The organism is Sphingomonas sp. Ag1, from assembly GCF_000980895.1.
GTDB classification, from domain to species: Bacteria; Pseudomonadota; Alphaproteobacteria; order Sphingomonadales; family Sphingomonadaceae; genus Sphingomonas; species Sphingomonas panaciterrae.
Genome location: NZ_LAZX01000094.1, coordinates 1,048,854 through 1,067,038, shown reverse-complemented (window position 1 = coordinate 1,067,038; position 18,185 = coordinate 1,048,854). Strand labels below are relative to the sequence as shown.

General features: G+C 66.2%; 15 protein-coding genes. 2 read left to right on the top strand and 13 right to left on the bottom strand.

All coding sequences use genetic code 11. The annotated features are described in order from the left end of the window. Positions 1-50 precede the first annotated feature (50 nt). The 13 genes from odhB to sdhC all read right to left on the bottom strand — a co-directional run bounded on the left by odhB (position 51) and on the right by sdhC (position 15,168). On the bottom strand, positions 51-1,301 hold the full coding sequence (gene odhB / locus XM50_RS17995) for a 2-oxoglutarate dehydrogenase complex dihydrolipoyllysine-residue succinyltransferase (protein WP_046411382.1): 1,251 nt from the start codon (positions 1,299-1,301) through the stop codon (positions 51-53). Between the two features lie 116 nt (positions 1,302-1,417). Beyond that, positions 1,418-4,396, bottom strand: coding sequence for a 2-oxoglutarate dehydrogenase E1 component (locus XM50_RS17990; protein ID WP_082103183.1), 2,979 nt, complete (start codon positions 4,394-4,396; stop codon positions 1,418-1,420). 198 nt (positions 4,397-4,594) lie between these two features. After that, positions 4,595-5,479, bottom strand: a complete 885-nt coding sequence (sucD, locus tag XM50_RS17985) for a succinate--CoA ligase subunit alpha (protein WP_046411381.1) — start codon at positions 5,477-5,479, stop codon at positions 4,595-4,597. A gap of 69 nt (positions 5,480-5,548) precedes the next feature. Continuing rightward, on the bottom strand, positions 5,549-6,511 hold the full coding sequence (mdh, locus tag XM50_RS17980) for a malate dehydrogenase (RefSeq protein WP_046411380.1): 963 nt from the start codon (positions 6,509-6,511) through the stop codon (positions 5,549-5,551). A gap of 129 nt (positions 6,512-6,640) precedes the next feature. Continuing rightward, positions 6,641-7,735 carry a cell division protein ZapE gene (gene zapE / locus XM50_RS17975; protein ID WP_046411378.1) on the bottom strand — a complete coding sequence of 365 codons (1,095 nt, stop codon included), beginning with the start codon at positions 7,733-7,735 and terminating at the stop codon, positions 6,641-6,643. A gap of 163 nt (positions 7,736-7,898) precedes the next feature. Next, positions 7,899-8,348, bottom strand: a complete 450-nt coding sequence (locus XM50_RS17970) for a PaaI family thioesterase (RefSeq protein ID WP_046411376.1) — start codon at positions 8,346-8,348, stop codon at positions 7,899-7,901. 141 nt (positions 8,349-8,489) lie between these two features. Then, positions 8,490-9,272, bottom strand: a complete 783-nt coding sequence (locus XM50_RS17965; protein ID WP_046411375.1) for a succinate dehydrogenase iron-sulfur subunit — start codon at positions 9,270-9,272, stop codon at positions 8,490-8,492. 14 nt (positions 9,273-9,286) lie between these two features. Next, positions 9,287-10,666, bottom strand: a complete 1,380-nt coding sequence (gene creD, locus XM50_RS17960; protein WP_046411373.1) for a cell envelope integrity protein CreD — start codon at positions 10,664-10,666, stop codon at positions 9,287-9,289. Positions 10,667-10,763: 97 nt separating this feature from the next. After that, complete coding sequence (locus XM50_RS17955) at positions 10,764-11,336, bottom strand: ClpP family protease (protein ID WP_046411371.1); 573 nt, start codon at positions 11,334-11,336, stop codon at positions 10,764-10,766. 89 nt (positions 11,337-11,425) lie between these two features. Next, complete coding sequence (locus XM50_RS17950; protein WP_046411370.1) at positions 11,426-12,400, bottom strand: C13 family peptidase; 975 nt, start codon at positions 12,398-12,400, stop codon at positions 11,426-11,428. A gap of 160 nt (positions 12,401-12,560) precedes the next feature. Then, complete coding sequence (gene sdhA / locus XM50_RS17945) at positions 12,561-14,363, bottom strand: succinate dehydrogenase flavoprotein subunit (RefSeq protein ID WP_046411368.1); 1,803 nt, start codon at positions 14,361-14,363, stop codon at positions 12,561-12,563. After that, positions 14,363-14,743, bottom strand: a complete 381-nt coding sequence (sdhD, locus tag XM50_RS17940) for a succinate dehydrogenase, hydrophobic membrane anchor protein (protein ID WP_046411367.1) — start codon at positions 14,741-14,743, stop codon at positions 14,363-14,365. The genes sdhA and sdhD overlap by 1 nt, the downstream gene beginning before the upstream one ends. Continuing rightward, positions 14,743-15,168 carry a succinate dehydrogenase, cytochrome b556 subunit gene (gene sdhC / locus XM50_RS17935; RefSeq protein ID WP_046411365.1) on the bottom strand — a complete coding sequence of 142 codons (426 nt, stop codon included), beginning with the start codon at positions 15,166-15,168 and terminating at the stop codon, positions 14,743-14,745. The genes sdhD and sdhC overlap by 1 nt, the downstream gene beginning before the upstream one ends. Positions 15,169-15,350: 182 nt before the next feature. Between sdhC and XM50_RS17930 the strand changes: the two genes are divergently transcribed. Together XM50_RS17930 and XM50_RS17925 are read left to right on the top strand one after the other, a co-directional pair. Further along, positions 15,351-16,706, top strand: a complete 1,356-nt coding sequence (locus XM50_RS17930; protein WP_231622017.1) for a methyl-accepting chemotaxis protein — start codon at positions 15,351-15,353, stop codon at positions 16,704-16,706. A 71-nt stretch (positions 16,707-16,777) separates the two neighbouring features. After that, positions 16,778-18,124 (top strand): methyl-accepting chemotaxis protein, encoded by a 1,347-nt coding sequence (locus tag XM50_RS17925; protein WP_046411364.1) that lies wholly within the window; start codon positions 16,778-16,780, stop codon positions 18,122-18,124. The last annotated feature ends 61 nt before the right edge of the window (positions 18,125-18,185 follow it).

Here is an 18,185-nt window from a genome sequence, read left to right as displayed (position 1 = left end):
CCGGCGCGATCAGAACTCCCGCCGGCATCCTACCGGCGGGAGCGATCGATTTACAGGTCGATCAGGATACGGGTCGGATCCTCGATCGCATTCTTGAGCGCGACGAGGAAGGTCACCGCCTCGCGGCCATCGATCAGACGGTGATCGTAGCTGAGCGCGAGATACATCATCGGGCGCACCACGACCTGGCCGTCGCGAACCACGGGGCGATCCTCGATGCGGTGCAGGCCGAGCACGGCCGACTGTGGCGGGTTGATGATCGGGGTCGACATCAGCGAGCCGAACACGCCGCCGTTGGAGATGGTGAAGGTGCCGCCCTTCATCTCGTCCATCTTGAGCGTGCCTTCCTTGGCGCGCTTGCCGAAATCGCCGATCGTCTTCTCGATGCCCGCGACCGACAGGTCCTGCGCATCGCGGATCACCGGCACGACGAGGCCGCCCGGCGAGGACACCGCGACCGAGATGTCGGCATAATCGTGATAGACGATCTCATCGCCCTCGATCGAGGCGTTGACGGACGGGATGTCCTTCAGCGCCATCGTCGCGGCCTTCACGAAGAAGCCCATGAAGCCAAGGCGGACGCCGTGCTTCTTTTCGAACAGATCCTTGTACTTGGCGCGTGCCTCGATCACCGCGGTCATGTCGACGTCGTTGAACGTCGTCAGCATCGCTGCGGTGTTCTGCGCGTCCTTCAGGCGCTTGGCGATCGTCTGGCGCAGGCGCGTCATGCGCACGCGCTCTTCCTTGCGGCCACCGGCGGCCGCGACCGACGGGGTCGGCGCAGCGGCGGGGGCGGGAGCGGCGGCCGGACGCGAGGACGCGGCGGTTGCGACGTCTTCCTTGGTGATGCGGCCGTCGCGGCCGGTGCCCTTGATCGTTGCAGGATCAACGCCATGCTCCAGCACCGCGCGGCGGACCGACGGGCTGAGCGCGGCGGGGGCGTTGCTGTCGACCGGGGTGGCGCCATGGTTGCCGTAACCGCCGGCCGCCGGCGCAGGCTGTTCAGCCGCCGGGGCCTGAGTCACGGCCGGTTGCTGGGCGCTTTCGGCCGCGGGCGCACCATCGCCGGCCTCGACCGTCGCGAGCATCGCGCCGACCTGTACGGTGTCGCCGACGGCGACCGCATGCTGGCCCATGATGCCGGCGACCGGGCTCGGCACCTCGACCGACACCTTGTCGGTTTCGAGGCTGGCGATCGGCTCATCGGCGGCGACCTTGTCGCCCGGCTGCTTCAGCCACTCGCCCAGCGTTGCTTCGGTGATCGATTCGCCCAGCGTTGGGACCAGAACTTCGGTTGCCATTCCCGTTTCCTTCCACCCCGCCTTTTGCCGGGGCCCTGTTGCGAGCGGGTGTTGCTACCCGCGCCGCTTGATCAACGTTTCGTGCACCGGCGCCCGATGGCGCCGGCACCATGCGCTCAGCTCGCCGCCTTGCCAGCCTTCTTGGTGGTCTCGGCCGAGCGGGTGCGGCGGATTTCCTCGCGCACGCTGTGGCCGAGTGCGTCGGCGATCAACGCGCCCTGTTCCGCCTGGTGGCGCTTCATCAGGCCGGTTGCCGGCGACGCCGCCGCCGCACGGCCCGCATAGCGGGCGCGCTTGATCGCGCAGCCGGCCTCGGCCAGCGCGTCCTCGATGAACGGCTCGACGAAGAACCAATAGCCGTTGTTGCGCGGCTCTTCCTGCGCCCAGACCACGTCCTCGAGGTTGGGCATCCGCGCGATGCGCTTCGCCAGCGCCTCGGTTGGGAAGGGGTAGAGCTGCTCGATGCGGACGATCTGCGTATTCTCGTCACCAGCCGCGTCGCGCGCCTCGATCAGGTCATAGGCGACCTTGCCGGTGCACAGCACCAGCCGCTTCGTCGCCTCGTCCGCCGCGCCGTTCGTGTCCGAGAGGATGCGGCGGAAGTGCGAGTCACCGACGAAGTCCGCGCGGCTCGACACCGCCAGCTTGTGGCGCAGCAGCGACTTGGGCGTGAAGATGATCAGCGGCTTGCGGAAGCTGCGGTGCATCTGCCGGCGGAGCAGGTGGAAATAGTTCGCCGGGGTGGTGCAGTTCGCGACCTGGATATTGTCCTGCGCGCACAGCTGCAGGAACCGCTCCGGCCGTGCCGAGCTGTGTTCCGGACCCTGGCCCTCGTAGCCGTGCGGCAGCAGCATCACCAGGCCGTTGGCGCGCAGCCACTTGGCCTCTCCGCTGGCGATGAACTGGTCGATCATGATCTGAGCGCCGTTGACGAAGTCGCCGAACTGCGCCTCCCACAGCACCAGCGTCTTCGGATCGGCGAGCGCATAGCCATATTCAAAGCCGAGCACGCCATATTCGCTCAAGGGGCTGTCGAGCACCTCGAAGCGGCCATGTTCGATGTTCCACAGCGGCACGTACTTGTGCTCGTCATTCTGGTCGACCCAGACGGCATGGCGCTGCGAGAAGGTGCCGCGGCCCGAATCCTGACCCGACAGGCGAACGCCGAAGCCCTCCGACAGCAGCGACCCGAAGGCGAGTGCCTCACCAGTGGCCCAGTCAAAATTCTCGCCGGTGGCGAACATGTTGCGCTTGGCATCGATCACGCGCGCCAGCGTCTTGTGGATCGCGAGGTCCTCGGGAACGGTGGTCAGCGTGCGACCGATCGAATCGAACAGTTTCTGTTCGATCCCGGTGTCGAAGCTGCGGCGCGCGGTTTCCGGGTCAGCCGGCACCGACAGGCCAGACCAGCGGCCGGCGAACCAGTCCGCCTTGTTGGGCTTGTAGCTCGCGCCAGCCTCGAACTCGCCTTCGAGCAGGGTGGTGAACTGCTTGACGTTCTCGTCCATCCACGCCTGGTCGACGACCTTCTGCTCGATCAGGCGCTTGCCGTAGATCTCGCTGACGGGCGGGTGGTTGCGGATCGCCTTGTACATCAGCGGCTGGGTGAAGCCCGGCTCGTCGCCCTCGTTGTGGCCGAAGCGGCGGTAGCACCACATGTCGATCACGACATCGCGGTGGAACTTCTGCCGGAATTCGATCGCCATCTTGGTGGCGAAGGTCACCGCCTCGGGATCGTCGCCGTTGACGTGGAAGACTGGCGCTTGGACGCCCTTTGCGACGTCCGACGGATAGGGCGAGGAGCGCGCGAACTGCGGGCTCGTCGTGAAGCCGATCTGGTTGTTGATGACGAAGTGGACGCAGCCGCCGGTGTTGTAGCCCCGGATGCCCGAGAAGCCGAGGCATTCCCAGACGATACCCTGGCCGGCGAAGGCCGCGTCGCCGTGGATCAGCACGGGCAGCGACTTGGTATGATCGGTAAGGTCGCCGGCGATCGTCTGGATCGCGCGCACCTTGCCCAGCACCACCGGATCCGCCGCCTCGAGGTGCGACGGGTTGGCGACGAGCGACATGTGGACCTTCACACCGTCGAACTCGCGGTCGGTGGAGGTGCCAAGGTGATATTTCACGTCGCCCGAGCCGCCGATGTCGTCCGGATTGGCCGAGCCGCCGGCGAATTCGTGGAAGATGACGCGCAGCGGCTTGCCCATGACGTTGGCGAGCACGTTCAGGCGGCCACGGTGGGCCATGCCGAACACGATCTCGTTCACGCCGGCGGCGCCGCCGTACTTGATGACGCTTTCCAGCGCCGGGATCATCGATTCACCGCCGTCGAGGCCGAAGCGCTTCGTGCCGACGTACTTGCGGCCGAGGAACTTCTCCCACTGCTCAGCCTCGATGACCTTGTTCAGGATCGCCTTCTTGCCCTGCGGCGTGAATTCGATCGCCTTGTCCTTGCCCTCCATGCGCTCCTGGAGGAAGCGGCGCTCCTCGACATCGGCGATGTGCATGTACTCAAGGCCGACGTTGCCGCAGTAATTGGCACGCAGGATGTTCACGAGCTCACGGATGGTGGCCCATTGCAGGCCCATCGTGCCGCCGAGATAGACCGGGCGGTCGATGTCGGCGTCGGTGAAGCCGTGATATTCGGTGCGCAGATCGGCCGGCAGCTCGCGCTGGGTGTTGAGGCCGAGCGGGTCGAGATTGGCCGCCAGGTGGCCGCGCACGCGATAGGTGCGCACCAGCAGCTGGGCGCGGATCGCATCGCCCGCCGCGCGGACGATCTCGTCCTGAGACGGAGCGGCGGCTGCCGGGGCGGCCGCGGCGGGCGCGGGCTTGCCACCCTTGGCGGGCTTGGGCGCGGGCTCCATCTGGGTCGGGTCGAGCGCCGCGGTCAGATCGTCGGTGGTGGTGAGCGGCCAGCGATCGTTGCGCCAGCTGGGGCCGGACGTGCCGCTTTCCAGCCCTTCGAAGAAGCCGCGCCAGCCGGGCTCGACGCTGTCGGGCGAGGCCTTGTAGCGCGTGTAGAGCGCGTCAATGAACGCCGGCGATACGCCGCCGGCAACGTCCAAGAAATCCTGACCTTCGTAGCCCATCACCAACTCCACTCCCTTCCCTCCGGCAGAGGGAGAGGGTCGCGCGGACGACGCCCAAGCGGGCACGTCCAAGCCGGGAGAGGGGCAGGGGTCACTGACCTCGGCAGGCACTGGCCTGCACGACCCCTCTCCATCTTCGTCTAGGCAACGACTTGCCTCGACTTAATATCCCCTCCCCGGCGGGGAGGGGGTGTCCAATCAACCCTTCAGCACCGACAGCAGCGTGGAGCCGAGCTCGCTCGGGCTTGCCGCCACCTTGATGCCGGCAGCTTCCATCGCCGCGATCTTGTCCTCGGCGCCGCCTTGGCCGCCCGAGACGATCGCGCCGGCGTGACCCATGCGGCGGCCCGGAGGCGCCGTACGGCCCGCGATAAAGCCGGCCATCGGCTTCTTGCGGCCACGCTTCGCTTCGTCGCGCAGGAACTGGGCTGCTTCTTCCTCGGCGCTGCCGCCGATTTCACCGATCATGATGATGGATTCGGTCGCATCGTCAGCGAGGAAGAGCTCGAGCACGTCGATGAAGTTCGTGCCGTTGACCGGGTCGCCGCCGATGCCGACCGCGGTGGTCTGACCCAGGCCGGCGTTCGAGGTCTGGAACACCGCCTCATAGGTCAGCGTGCCGGAGCGCGAGACGACGCCGACCGAGCCCTTCTTGAAGATGTTGCCCGGCATGATGCCGATCTTGCACTCACCCGGCGTCAGCACGCCCGGGCAGTTCGGGCCGATGAGGCGCGACTTGGAGCCCGTCAGCGCACGCTTCACGCGCACCATGTCGAGCACCGGAATACCCTCGGTAATGCACACGATCAGCGGCACTTCGGCGTCGATCGCCTCAAGGATCGAATCCGCGGCGAAGGGCGGCGGGACGTAGATCACGCTGGCGTCGGCGCCGGTCTTCTCCACCGCCTCGGCAACGGTGTCGAACAGCGGCAGGCCGAGGTGGGTGCCACCACCCTTGCCCGGGGTAACGCCGGCGACCATCTGCGTGCCGTAGTCGAGCGCCGCCTGGGTGTGGAAGCTGCCGGTGTTACCGGTCATGCCCTGCGTGATGACCTTGGTATTCTTGTCGACGAGAATGCTCATTGGCTCTCCAATCACTCAACCCGGCGCGCGCGGCCGGATGCCGGCGCGCACCGGGTATTCAATCCGGCGTTATGCCAGGCTCTCGTCGATGCCCTTGCAGGCGACGAGCAGTTCCTTGACCGCGTCGACCGACACCTGAAGGTTGCCCTTGGCTTCGTCCGACAGCTTCACCTCGACGATCTTCTCGACGCCGCCGGCACCGATCACGACCGGGACGCCGACGTACAGGTCGTCGATGCCATACTGGCCGGTCAGGTGTGCTGCGGCCGGCAGGATGCGCTTCTGGTCATAGAGATAGGCCTCTGCCATCGCGATGCCGCTGGTGGCGGGCGCGTAATAGGCCGAGCCGGTCTTCAGCAGGGCAACGATCTCGCCGCCACCGCCGCGGGTGCGCTTCACGATCTCGTCGACCTTCTCCTTGGTGGAGAAGCCCATCTCGATCAGGTCGCTGACCGGGATGCCGGAGACGGTCGAATATTCGAGCACCGGGACCATCGTGTCGCCGTGGCCGCCGAGCACGAAGGTGTTCACGTCCTTCACCGACACCTTGAACTCGTCGGCGAGGAAGTGGCTGAAGCGTGCCGAGTCGAGCACGCCCGCCATGCCGACCACCTTGTTGTGCGGCAGGCCGGAGAATTCGCGCAGCGCCCAGACCATCGCGTCGAGCGGGTTGGTGATGCAGATGACGAATGCGTCGGGCGCATTGTCGCGAATGCCTTCGCCGACCGCCTTCATCACCTTCAGGTTGATGCCGAGCAGGTCGTCGCGGCTCATGCCCGGCTTGCGGGCGACACCGGCGGTGACGATGATCACGTCGGCGCCAGCGATGTCCTTATAGTCGTTCGAGCCGATGATCTTGGCGTCGAACCCTTCGACCGGGCCGCACTGCGACAGGTCAAGCGCCTTGCCCTGCGGTACGCCTTCGACCACGTCGAACAGAACGATGTCGCCAAGCCCCTTGAGGGCAGCGAGGTGCGCGAGCGTGCCGCCGATATTGCCGGCGCCGATCAGCGCGATCTTCTTGCGGGCCATCCAATCCCTTTCCGTAACGTGAGGTCGTGATTGGAGAGGTCGGGTACGCCCTTTGGTCGGTCGGCACAAGCCACTAAAGGCGCATAGGACGCTTTTAATCGATAATCGTTCGCAATAGCAATAAGGCTGTCACTCGGCGCCGTGGCCTTGTGCCAGATAGTCCTCGGATCGCATTTCCTCGAGCCGGCTGACGGTTCGCTGGAATTCGAACCGTCCGTCGCCAACGGGGTAGAGATCGGCCGGTTCCGCATCCGCCGCGGCGAGGAGCTTCACCTTATATTCGTAGAGCGCGTCAATCAGGCTGACGAAGCGTGCGGCCTCGTTTCGGTTCTCCGGGCCGAGGACGGGGATGCCGACGAGGATCACGGTGTGGAAGCGGCGCGCGATGGCTAGATAGTCGGCGCTGCCGCGCGCTTCGCCGCACAGCTTCTTGAAGCTGAAGACGGCGACGCCCTTCAGCGATTTTGGGACGCGCAGCGAGCGGCCCTGAACGATGAGGTCCTCGCTGGGCACGTGGTCGCGATCTTCGGGCGGATAGTCGGTGAGGCGGAAGAACGCTGCCGACAGTTGCGCCGTCGCCTCCGGCCCGTTGGGCACGAGCCAGGTGTTTTGCTGGCCCAAGCGATCGCGGCGGTAATCGACCGGGCCGTTGAGCGCTAGCACGTCAAGCCGCTCCTGGATCAAGGCGATGAAGGGCAGGAAATGCTCGCGGTTGAGGCCGTTCTTGTAGAGGTCGGTAGGGACGCGGTTGCTCGTCGTCACCACCGTCACCCCCGCCTCGATCATCGCAGTGAACAGGCGCGAGAGGATCATCGCGTCGGGCGAATTGTTGACGATCATCTCGTCAAAGGCGAGCAATTGCGCTTCCTCTGCCAGCGCGGCGGCTACGGGAAGGATCGGGTCGCCCGCCTCCTTGCGTCGCTCCGCCGCGATCCGGCCGTGCACCTCCAGCATGAACTCGCCGAAATGGACGCGGCGCTTTCGGGCGACGTTCACGTTGGCGAAGAACAGGTCCATCAGCATGGATTTGCCGCGGCCGACGTCACCCCACATGTAGATGCCGCGCGGCGGAATCACTTTCTTGCGGAAGAAGCCGGTGGTGCGGGGATGTTCGAGCTCGACGGCCAGCGAGTCGAGCCGCGCCGCCGCGGCGGCCTGTTCGGGATCGGGCCGCAACTCCCCGGCGGCAATCAGGGCTTCATAGGCGTTGAGAACTGCGGCCACGACAAACTCCGTTGGGGGAAGGGGGCTCCCCACTGCGCCGACATGGGAGCGCCGGCGAGTTTCGCGCAGGGGCGTGCGGACGGATCGTGCCTGAGGTGCCGGTCCGCCGCGGCCGCGCGAGTATTTTGCGGGCCCTTTAGGAGATTGTGCGCCGCGAGACCAGTTAACGCTTCGTCGGCTTCCGGATCGTGCCGGAAAACTCCGCCACCGGGCCGTCGCCCTGGACGACCAGGCCGCGCATGAACAGCAGGCGGCCGGTTTCGCGCAGCAATTCGACCTGCGCCTCCAGCGGGTCGCCGATCTTTCCTGCGCCGACGAAATGCGTGTTCAGGTCCAGCGTCACCGCGGTGCCCGCCTCGATCAGGCCGAAGCTGCGCGCGGCGGCGAAGAGCGCGACGTCGATGAACCCGAGCATCGCGCCGCCGTGCACATTGTTGCCGAGGTTGGAGTGGCGCCGTTCGGGCAGCATGCGGACACGGCAGGTGCCGTCCTCGACGCGGACCATCATGTCGCCGAGGAAGGTATTGTAACGATCCGAATTCTTGAGGCCCCAGCGGTGCCACCCGGGATGGTCGGGATGTTCCTCGTACAGAAATTCCGGCTTGTCAGTCATGGCGCCGCTTGTCCTGAGCGTGTCGGCTGGCGTGTCAGGGATGACACGGCGGGGGCGTGCGTCGGGAGGACCGGCACAAGCGGGAGAGATGGCTCCCGACAAAAAGAAGGGAGCCGTGCGGCTCCCTTCTGGATGCGTGGATCAGAGAACCCGCTCGACTTCCATCTTCTTGATCTCGGCGATCGCCTTGGCCGGGTTCAGGCCCTTGGGGCAGGTGTTCGCGCAGTTCATGATCGTGTGGCAGCGATAGAGGCGGAACGGATCCTCCAGGCTGTCGAGCCGCTCGCCGGTCATCTCGTCACGGCTGTCGGCCAGCCAGCGATAGGCCTGGAGCAGGATTGCTGGCCCCAAGAACTTGTCGGAGTTCCACCAGTAGCTCGGGCACGAGGTCGAGCAGCAGGCGCACAGGATGCACTCGTAGAGACCGTCGAGCTTTGCGCGGTCCTCCGGCGACTGCAGTCGCTCCTTGCCGGCGGGCGGCGGGGTCACCGTCTTCAGCCACGGCTGGATCGAGGCATATTGCGCGTAGAAGTGCGTGAAGTCGGGGACGAGGTCCTTGATCACGTCCATCGCCGGCAGCGGGGTGATCTTCACCTCGCCCCTCACATCCTCGATCGCGGTGGTGCAGGCGAGGCCGTTCTTGCCGTCGATGTTCATCGAGCAGGAGCCGCAGATGCCCTCACGGCACGAACGGCGAAACGTCAGCGACGAATCCTGCTCACTCTTGATCTTGATCAGCGCGTCCAGAACCATCGGGCCGCATTCGTCGAGATTTACCTCGAACGTGTCGTATCGCGGGTTCTCGCCGCTGTCCGGATCGTAGCGGTAGATCTTGAAGTTGCGCATCGTCCCGCCCGGTTCAGGCGAGGGAATCTTGCGACCGCCCTTGATCTTGCTGTTCGCCGGCAGGGTGAATTCGGCCATTTTCCGTTCCCGCTTCAGTCGGTTGAGGACTGGGCGCGCAAACCGCTCCAGTCGAGGTTACGCGTCAGATACATAACACCGGCCAAGGCCGCAAACAGAAGCAGCGATCCGATGAGCAGCGAATAGGCTTCGAGGTTCAGCAGGACGTAGAGAATGGCGTACAGCGCCGCCAGCAGGGCCGCGATGTAGCCTGCGCGGCGCCAGCTGCGGAGGACCGCAGCGGAATAGCTGGTGAGGAGCGCGATGATCGCCCCCGCCGCGATCAGATAGGCCAAGGTGAAGCCCACGACCTCCGCAAAGGCGAGCAGGAGCGCGAAGAACAGCACCAGGCCGGCGCCGACCAGCAGATATTCGACCGGCGACACGCGCACTCCGCCGATCACGTCGAACAGCAGAAAGGCGAGAAAGGTGAAGCCGATGAACAGGAAGCCGTATTTCACCGACCGGTTGACCTGGCTGTAGAGATCGACCGGGGAGACGAGCACGACGCGGGCCTCGTAGGCGTTGGCCGGAGTCGCCACTGGCTGACCATCGGACAGGTCGGGGCGCGACTCGGGCACGACATCGCCGGACGAGACGAGGCTGCGCCCCAGCGCCAGATTGCCGACGCGCCAAGTGGCGGCGAAGCCGTCCGTGTTCACGCTTTGCGCGGTGGGAAGAAAACCGCCCTGGAAGCTGGGATGCGGCCAGGTGGAGGTCACGCGCCAGCGCGTGTCCCCCGCCTGCGGCGCCAGCGCGAGCCAGCCATTGCCCCGGAACGCGAAGCTGTACTGCACGCGGAGCGGCCGGCTGCGGATGCTGCCGGCGTCGAGCCAGGTGAAAAAGCCGGCGTTGTTGGTCGCCGGCGAGCCCTTTCCGGGTTGAAGGCGCAGTTGCTGGCCATCCACCGACACCATCGGCGGCCGCCCGAACAGTCCGCGCGGATCCTGCAGCCCGAAGCGGAGTTCCGCGCGATCGAAGGCGAGTTCGTCGGGGGTGATCCCGAAGCGGGCGAGATCCGGTGGCAGATCGAAGCGCGCGGTGCCCGTGGCCGCGGCCTCGAACACGACGGCTTCGTAGATCGACCGGCGCCGTCGTTCGGGGGTGAGTTGCGTGCTGAGATCGGCGACTTGAGGGGACAGCGTCAGCTCTCGCCAGACCTGAGTGGTGCGGGTGACCTGACGGCCGCCCTCCGTGACCGTCTCGGCGGCTTGGGCCTGATAAGGGATGACGAGCACCGGCCCGGCGATCGTCTGCGGCCCGCCCCAGCCTCGCGCTATCGAGGCGCGGGCCGTGGCGGACTGATCCTGCCGATCATATACCAGCAGGTAGACGGCAAACAGCGGGATCGCGAGCAGCATGGCGATGAGGATCGCCATGCCCAGCTTGCGCCCGGGGGTCGGGTCTTTGCTCATTCCGCCTCGCTCGGTTGCCGGTTGCTTATCCGGCGGGCGCGGGTGCGTGACAAGGTGGAGATGGGCAAGGTGGAGGTGGAAGGCTGCCCGGGCAGCGTCAGATCAGGTCGAGGACCAGGCCAAGATCACGCGCCTCTTCCGCCTCGATATACCAGTTGGACGGCGCCTTTGCCTTCAGGGTTTCGAGCGTTACCTGCGAGCCTTCGACAAGGGCGGCGAACCCTTCGTCCTGGATGCGGATCGAATCCTCGATCTCGTTCAGCTTGGCCAGCAGGACGGGGGCCAGGGTGTTGAGCGGGCCGGACAGCTGGATGGTCGAATTCATCAGCCGTTCGTGGATCATCAAACGCGTGCCGCGCGTCAGGAAGCGCTTGTCGGCGGGGAAAGCGGACATGAAGGTGGCGCCGGCCGAGTAAACAGCGACCTTGCCAAGAAAAAGCGTCTCACGGCCGGTATATTCGCGCAGCAGGCGTACCGTATCGCCCATCGCGCGGGCCATTTCCGGATCGCCCCCCAAGGTTGTGATCGAGAAGATCAATGGGCCATCGGATGGTGCCGCGGCGACCTGATCCTTGAAGCTTGCGTACATGGCCTCGTCGACCGTGCCGTAAAGCTGGACATGCGGGCTGGCGAGGAGCGGATAGTTGCTGGCGTTGCCGGTGGAGTTCATGGCGACGCGAACCGCGAATGGGGCGCACCGGTTCCGAGGTGGCGGAAAATATCGCGCGCTGCGGTGGCGGTTTGGTTTCACAGCGGGGGCTAATGCTGCGCCATCAACACCGCGTTGGCGGGGCGGCCGACCGGCGCGGTTGCACTGCGCGGCGCGCGGGCGTCGAGCACCGCCAGCCAGCGCGCCGCACCGGCACCAATCGCGACCTGCGGCTGCGAAGGCTCAAGCTGGCCGTCGCGTTCCCATGTCGCGATGGTGCTGGTGGCTTCTTCGACGGCGGCGGCCAGCGGCTTTGGCTGGCGGAGCGCGCGATTGACGAGCGCGTCACCAAAGAAGGTCCAGTCATTGTCGGCGACACAGCCGAAGGAGCTTCGATCCGACGAGGCGGCGGTGATGATCGCGGTGGTATCACTGGAGAGGAGCGGTACGAAGACGCCGGCGTAACAGGCGGAAATCATGATCAGCCGATTGCGGATGCCGAGCTGGGACAGGGTCTGCCACAGCCGCGCCGGCGAGATCGCGCCAAAGCCCTGGTCGGCGTCATTGTAGACGATGCCGAAGCGTGCGCCGTGGCTGGTGGTGTAGAGGATCAGCACATCCTCGTTCACGTCCATAAGCTCGGCCACGCGGGCGAGCGCGACGTCGAGATTGGAAGGGGAGCCCATGGGCAACGCGCTGTCCGCCCTGCCGTCGGTACCGGCGAGGACGATCGTGCGTCCTTCGGCGCCATAGCGGCGCGCCAGGACCTTCGCCGCCTCTCGCGCCTCGCGGCCGAACACCGGGTCACTGTCCAGCGCGGCGCTGATGACGAAGGCATCGGTGGTACCCTTGCGGTGCGGCTGCACCGTGGCGAGCATGGCGGCGAGGCGGCGATGCTCGGCCAGCTGCCACCCGGCCTTGCGATCATATTCGATCGCGCCGCCCTGATCGGCGAGCTGGACAAGTTCCGCCTCGCCACCGCGGGCAATCAGCGGGGCGGGGCGGCTGTGCTGGGGAGGAATATAGGTCTGCGCCGGCACCGAACCGGCGCAGGCGGCAAGAAAGACGGTCAGCAACCTCTTCATCGCGAGCCCCCTCCACAATGGAAGGAGTGTCGCGGTGGGCGGCGATCGGAGTCAATAGTTTACCACCGCGCAACATTCGAAATGTTGCGCGCCATGGCAGCAGATATTTGAGTTCGTGTCCCGGAAAGGAGGCGCGGCCCGGTAGGCCGCGCCATTTGCCTTAGTACACCCGCTTCTTCGGCTTGATGTACTCGGCGTCGTCGGTGAGCGTGTAATCGTGCACCGGACGGTAATCGAGCGAGCAGCTGCCGCCCTTGCCGCCCCAACCATCGAAGGTCGCGATGGTGTGCTTCATCCAGTTCACGTCGTCGCGCTCGGGATAATCCTCGTGCATGTGCGCGCCGCGGCTTTCCTTGCGGTTCTCCGCACCGCGCATCGTCACGACCGCCTGGCTGATGAGGTTGTCCAGCTCCAGCGTCTCGACGAGGTCGGTGTTCCAGATCAGCGAGCGATCCTTGATGCCGACGTCCTCCATCGACTTGTAGATCGCGTCGATCTTGGTAACGCCCTCGGAAAGCAGCTCGCTGTCGCGGAACACCGCGGCATGGCGCTGCATCGTCTTCTGCATCTCGGCGCGGATCTTCGCCGTCGGCGAGCCACCCGTTGCGTTGCGGAAATGGTCGAGCCGGCCGAGCGCCATCTCTTCCGAACCCTTGGGCAGCGGATTGTGCGGCGTGTTCGGCTTCAGCGTTTCCTTGAGGCGCAGGCCGGTGGCGCGGCCGAACACGACGAGGTCGATCAGCGAGTTGGAGCCGAGGCGGTTCGCGCCGTGCACCGACACGCAGGCCGCTTCGCCGACCGCGAACAGGCCCGGGACGACCGCATCCGGATCACCGTTCTTCAGCTGGACGACTTCGCCGTGATAGTTCGTCGGGATACCGCCCATATTGTAGTGGACGGTCGGCGTGACGGGGAGCGGCTGGCGGGTGAGATCGACGCCCGCGAAAATCTTGCCCGTCTCGGTGATGCCCGGCAGGCGTTCCGCCAGCACCTTCGGATCGATGTGATCGAGGTGAAGGAAGATGTGATCCTTGTCCTTGCCGACGCCGCGGCCCTCGCGCATCTCGGCTGCCATCGATCGCGACACGACGTCGCGGCTGGCAAGGTCCTTCGCGCTCGGCGCGTAACGCTCCATGAAGCGCTCGCCCTCGGAATTGGTCAGGTAGCCGCCTTCGCCACGCGCACCCTCGGTGATGAGGACGCCCGCGCCGTAGATGCCGGTCGGGTGGAACTGCACGAATTCCATGTCCTGCAGCGGGAGCCCGGCACGCAGCGCCATGCCGTTGCCGTCGCCGGTGCAGGTATGCGCCGAGGTCGCCGACTGGTACACGCGGCCACCGCCGCCCGTCGCCAGCACGACCGCATGGGCACGGAAGCGATGGATCTGCCCCGTTTCCATGTTCAGCGCGATCACGCCGCGGCACGCACCGTTCTCCATGATGAGATCGAGCGCGAAAAATTCGATGTAGAAGTCCGCGTCATACTTCAGCGACTGCTGGTACAGCGCGTGGAGCATGGCGTGGCCGGTACGGTCGGCCGCAGCGCAGGTGCGCTGCACCGGCGGGCCTTCGCCCATGTTCTGCATGTGGCCGCCGAACGGACGCTGGTAGATCGTCCCGTCCTCGTTGCGGCTGAACGGTACGCCGGCGTGCTCCAGCTCGTACACCGCGGCCGGGGCCTCACGCACCATATATTCGATCGCGTCCTGGTCACCGAGCCAGTCGGAACCCTTGACGGTGTCGTACATGTGCCAGGACCAGTGGTCCGGCGAGTTGTTGCCGAGGCTCGCCGCGATGCCGCCCTGCGCCGCCACTGTGTGGCTGCGGGTCGGGAACACCTTGGTGATGCAGGCGGTCTTGAGGCCCGCCTCCGCGATGCCCATCGTGGCGCGGAGGCCAGAGCCGCCGGCGCCGACGACGACCGCGTCGTACGTATGGTCGATGATCTGGTAAGCGGCGGGCATCAATTTGCTCCGAAGGCGATCTTCAGGATCGCGAAAAGGGCGGTGCCGGTGACGGCAGCAGTGAACAGGTTGAGGAGGACCATGGCGACGACGCGGCGTTCGTCACGCTGGTAATCCTCGATCACCACCTGAAGCCCGAGGCGGAAGTGGTAGAAGACCGAGACGACCAGCAGGATCATCGGGATCGCGACCCAAGCCGAGGACAGCCAGTCGCGCATCGTGCCGTAATCGTAGCCGGGGCGACGGGCGAGCGAGATCATCAGCCAGCTCATCAGCAGGATGTTCGATCCCGCCGTGATCTTCTGATGCCACCAGTGATGCGGACCTTCGTGCGCGCTGCCGAGGCCGCGGACGCGGCCAATCGAGGTTCCCGTACCCATTACTTGGTTCCCACGTAGAGCCAGAAGGCGAGGGTGAGCAGCGTCGAGCCGACGAAGGTGAGCCGCGCGAGATTGCGGTTCAGCTTCAGCTCGAACGCGGCGCCGGTATCCAGCACGAGGTGGCGGATACCGCTCATCATGTGCTGAAACAGGCTGAACGTCAGGCCGACTCCGATGACCCAGCCCAAGATGTTCAGACGGCCATCCGACAGGGTGAAGACGTCACGGAACGCGGCATAGGCCTCTGCCCCCGACGCCAGCGCGGCGAGGAACCAGACGAGCAGCAATGCCCCCAGTGTCGCCATCCCGCTACCGGTGGCGCGGTGCAGGATCGACACCGTCATCGCCGCGCTCCAGCGGTAATGGAGGGCGAGCGGGCCGCTGAAGAGATGCGGACTTTTGGGGCGGGCGGGTTTTGTGGCCAAGGCTACGGTTTCCTGCGGTAAGCCGACGGTTTGGCGCGGTCTATGAGACCCGAGGGCCGATGTTGCAAGCGGGAGTGACCTCCTGCGAATGAATCGCATGGCGGATGGGCGCCGCGCCTCAACCAGCACTTAACGATCAATCCCCTATGACCCGGCCGATAATGAACCGGGAGCGCAACAACTTGTCCGCCGATCTGCCAGCACCGGGCCAACTGGCCCGCTCGATCGATCTCGACACCCGCCTGCGGGCGTTCGACTTTGACGGCACTCTTTCGACCGCGTCGCGAGAGGTGTGGGACGTGCTGGAACCCGAGGTGCGCCAGATCGCCGAGGCGTATTGGGAACATGGCCGGCGGTGCTTCCACGAGGAGAAATCCTGGGTCGAACAGGACGCCGCCAGGATGATCGATCTGGGCTGTGCGTTCTTGCAGGATCGTTTCCTGCGTACCGACCAACGTGCGTGGGTCGAATCGATCGAGCGATCGGTGGCTGCCGCCTATCAGAGGCAGGTCTCACCGCTGGCGTTGCTGTCGATGATCAGCGCAAGCGATCGCGCGGCGCTGCGCGTCCTGATGGCGCGGTGCGAACCAGCGGACCCGCGCCTGCCGGTCATGATCGACACGCTGATGCGGCTGTCGGCGCTGGAAGGGGAGATCACCGTCGCGCTGTACGGCGACTATCGCAAGCACAGCTCGCAGACTGCACGCGATCGCCTGGCGGCGGATTTCCGAGGGGGAATCGCGACGACGGTCGGCGATGCGACGGCCGAGGGGGCGACGCTGCGCGACCAGGCATCCACCGCCTCCCGGTCGGCGCGAGGCGTTCTGGGGAAGGCGAGCGAGGTGGCGGCGGCGGCCGAACAATCCGCGCTGGCGATGCGCGATGCAGCCTCCACGGCCGCGGGGCTGATCCGCGCGATCGGCGATGCACGAAGCGAGGTGGAGGCGGCGGCGGATATCGCGACGCGGGCGGCGGTCCAGGCCGACGAGGCGGTCGGCGTGACGGAGATGCTGAATGACCATGCCAAGTCGATCGAGTCGATCCTTGGCCTGATCCGCGACATTGCCGGGCAGACCAACCTGCTTGCGTTGAACGCAACCATCGAGGCGGCACGCGCGGGGGACGCGGGACGCGGCTTTGCCGTGGTGGCGCAGGAGGTGAAGAGCCTGGCCAGCCAGACGGCGCGCGCCACGGACGATATCGCCGCGAAGATCACCGCGATCCAGACCGCCACTCAGGTGACCGTGAACGCCAATGTCGGCATTCGCGCGACCGTCGACGAGGTGCAGGTGTCCGCGACGCGCATTCGCGACGCGATGGAGGCGCAGGCGCATACTGTGACGGCAATCACTGCGGCGGTCGACGAAACGGCGCTCGCGGCGGATTCCATGTCCAGCACGATCGCAGCGATCCATTCGGACACCGAAGCGGTCGCAGGTGAGATCGACTCGCTTGGCGCCGGGTTCGACCGACTGGCGGGGCGCCTGGTCCTGCTCAATCGAAGCGCCGGTGACTTTGCCGAGCGCGTGGCGGCCTGACGATAGGGCAGGATGGACGATGCCCCGGCGGAGACACGGGGCACGCGAGATAATCAAGGGGAGGAACCACGATGCCGATCTGGGACAGTGTGGCCCGTTCGATCGCGGCGCAGGTTCGCGAATATGACTGGGATGGCACCATTGGTGCCGCGGCGGCGGACATCGACGCTCTGCTGACCGCTGCCGATTGCGAGGATATCGCCCACGCATTCTGGCAGCAGTACCGGAGCCTTCCGGCGACGAAGAAGATGCTGGAGGGGATCGAGGACGTCTGGCTGCAGCGCCAGCTGGCGCGGAGCGCACGCTACATGCGGATGAAATATTCTGCGCCGTTCGATGAGCAATGGGGGCGGTCGGCCACCAAACATGCGGAGATGACGCGCGAAACGGGCGTGCCGCTGGCGGCGCTGCTTTCCGCGCTGGCCTTTGCCCATGCCCGGACGCTGGCGATCCTGGAGACTCGCGTTGAAGGGGACGTGGCGCGGATGCGGCGCTTGTCCGATGTTGTTCAGCGACTGGCGCTGATCGAGGCGGATGTCATGGCGGCGCATCTTGGCCGTAGCGAGCGGGCGCAGGTGGCGGAGGAACGCGCCGCCCATGCTGCGGCCTTTCGCCTGCATATCGCCGATGCGATCGAGGGGGCGGCGGTACTGGGGGAACGCGTGCGTGCGCAGGCGGCGAGTGCCACACAGTCGGTCGGATCGATGGTCGGGCGCGGCGCCGAAGTGGCGGCCGCGGCCGGCGAGTCGGCGCTTGCCATGCGCGATGCGGCGTCGACCGCAGCGGGGCTGATCCTGGCGATCGAGGATGCGCGCGGCGAAGTGGAGGCGGCAGCCGACATCGCGTCGCAGGCGGCGGCGCAGGCGGACCGGGCGGTCACGGTCAGTGAGGCGCTGAGCGCCCATGCCAAGTCGATCGAGTCCATCCTGGCGTTGATCCGCACCATTGCGGGGCAGACCAACCTGCTGGCGCTGAATGCCACGAGCGAGGCGGCGCGGGCGGGGGATGCCGGGCGTGGCTTTGCCGTGGTGGCGCAGGAGGTGAAGAGCCTGGCTAGCCAGACCGCGCGGGCCACCGACGATATCGCGGCGCAGATCGGCGCGATCCAGGCCGCAACTCAGGTCACGGTAGAATCGAGCGCCAGCGTCCGCGCGACCATCGATGACGTGAAAACGTCGGCCACCAGGATCCGGCGGGCGATGGAGGCGCAGGCGCAGACCGTGACCGCGATTACCGCTGCCGTCGACGAGACCGCGCTGGCGGCGGACGCAACCGCGGGCAACATGACCGCGATTATGCGCGAGGGGGCGGGCCTGGCACGCGACGTCGATACGCTGGGCACCGAATTCGCGGCGATCGATGATCGGCTTGCCTCGCTGCGCAGCGCGGCGGAGGAATTCAGCGCGAAAGTTGCCTGACGGTCGTTTCTGTCAACGAGGCGGTGCCGGGATGACGGGCTGCTTGCCAGCTTCTATGGAC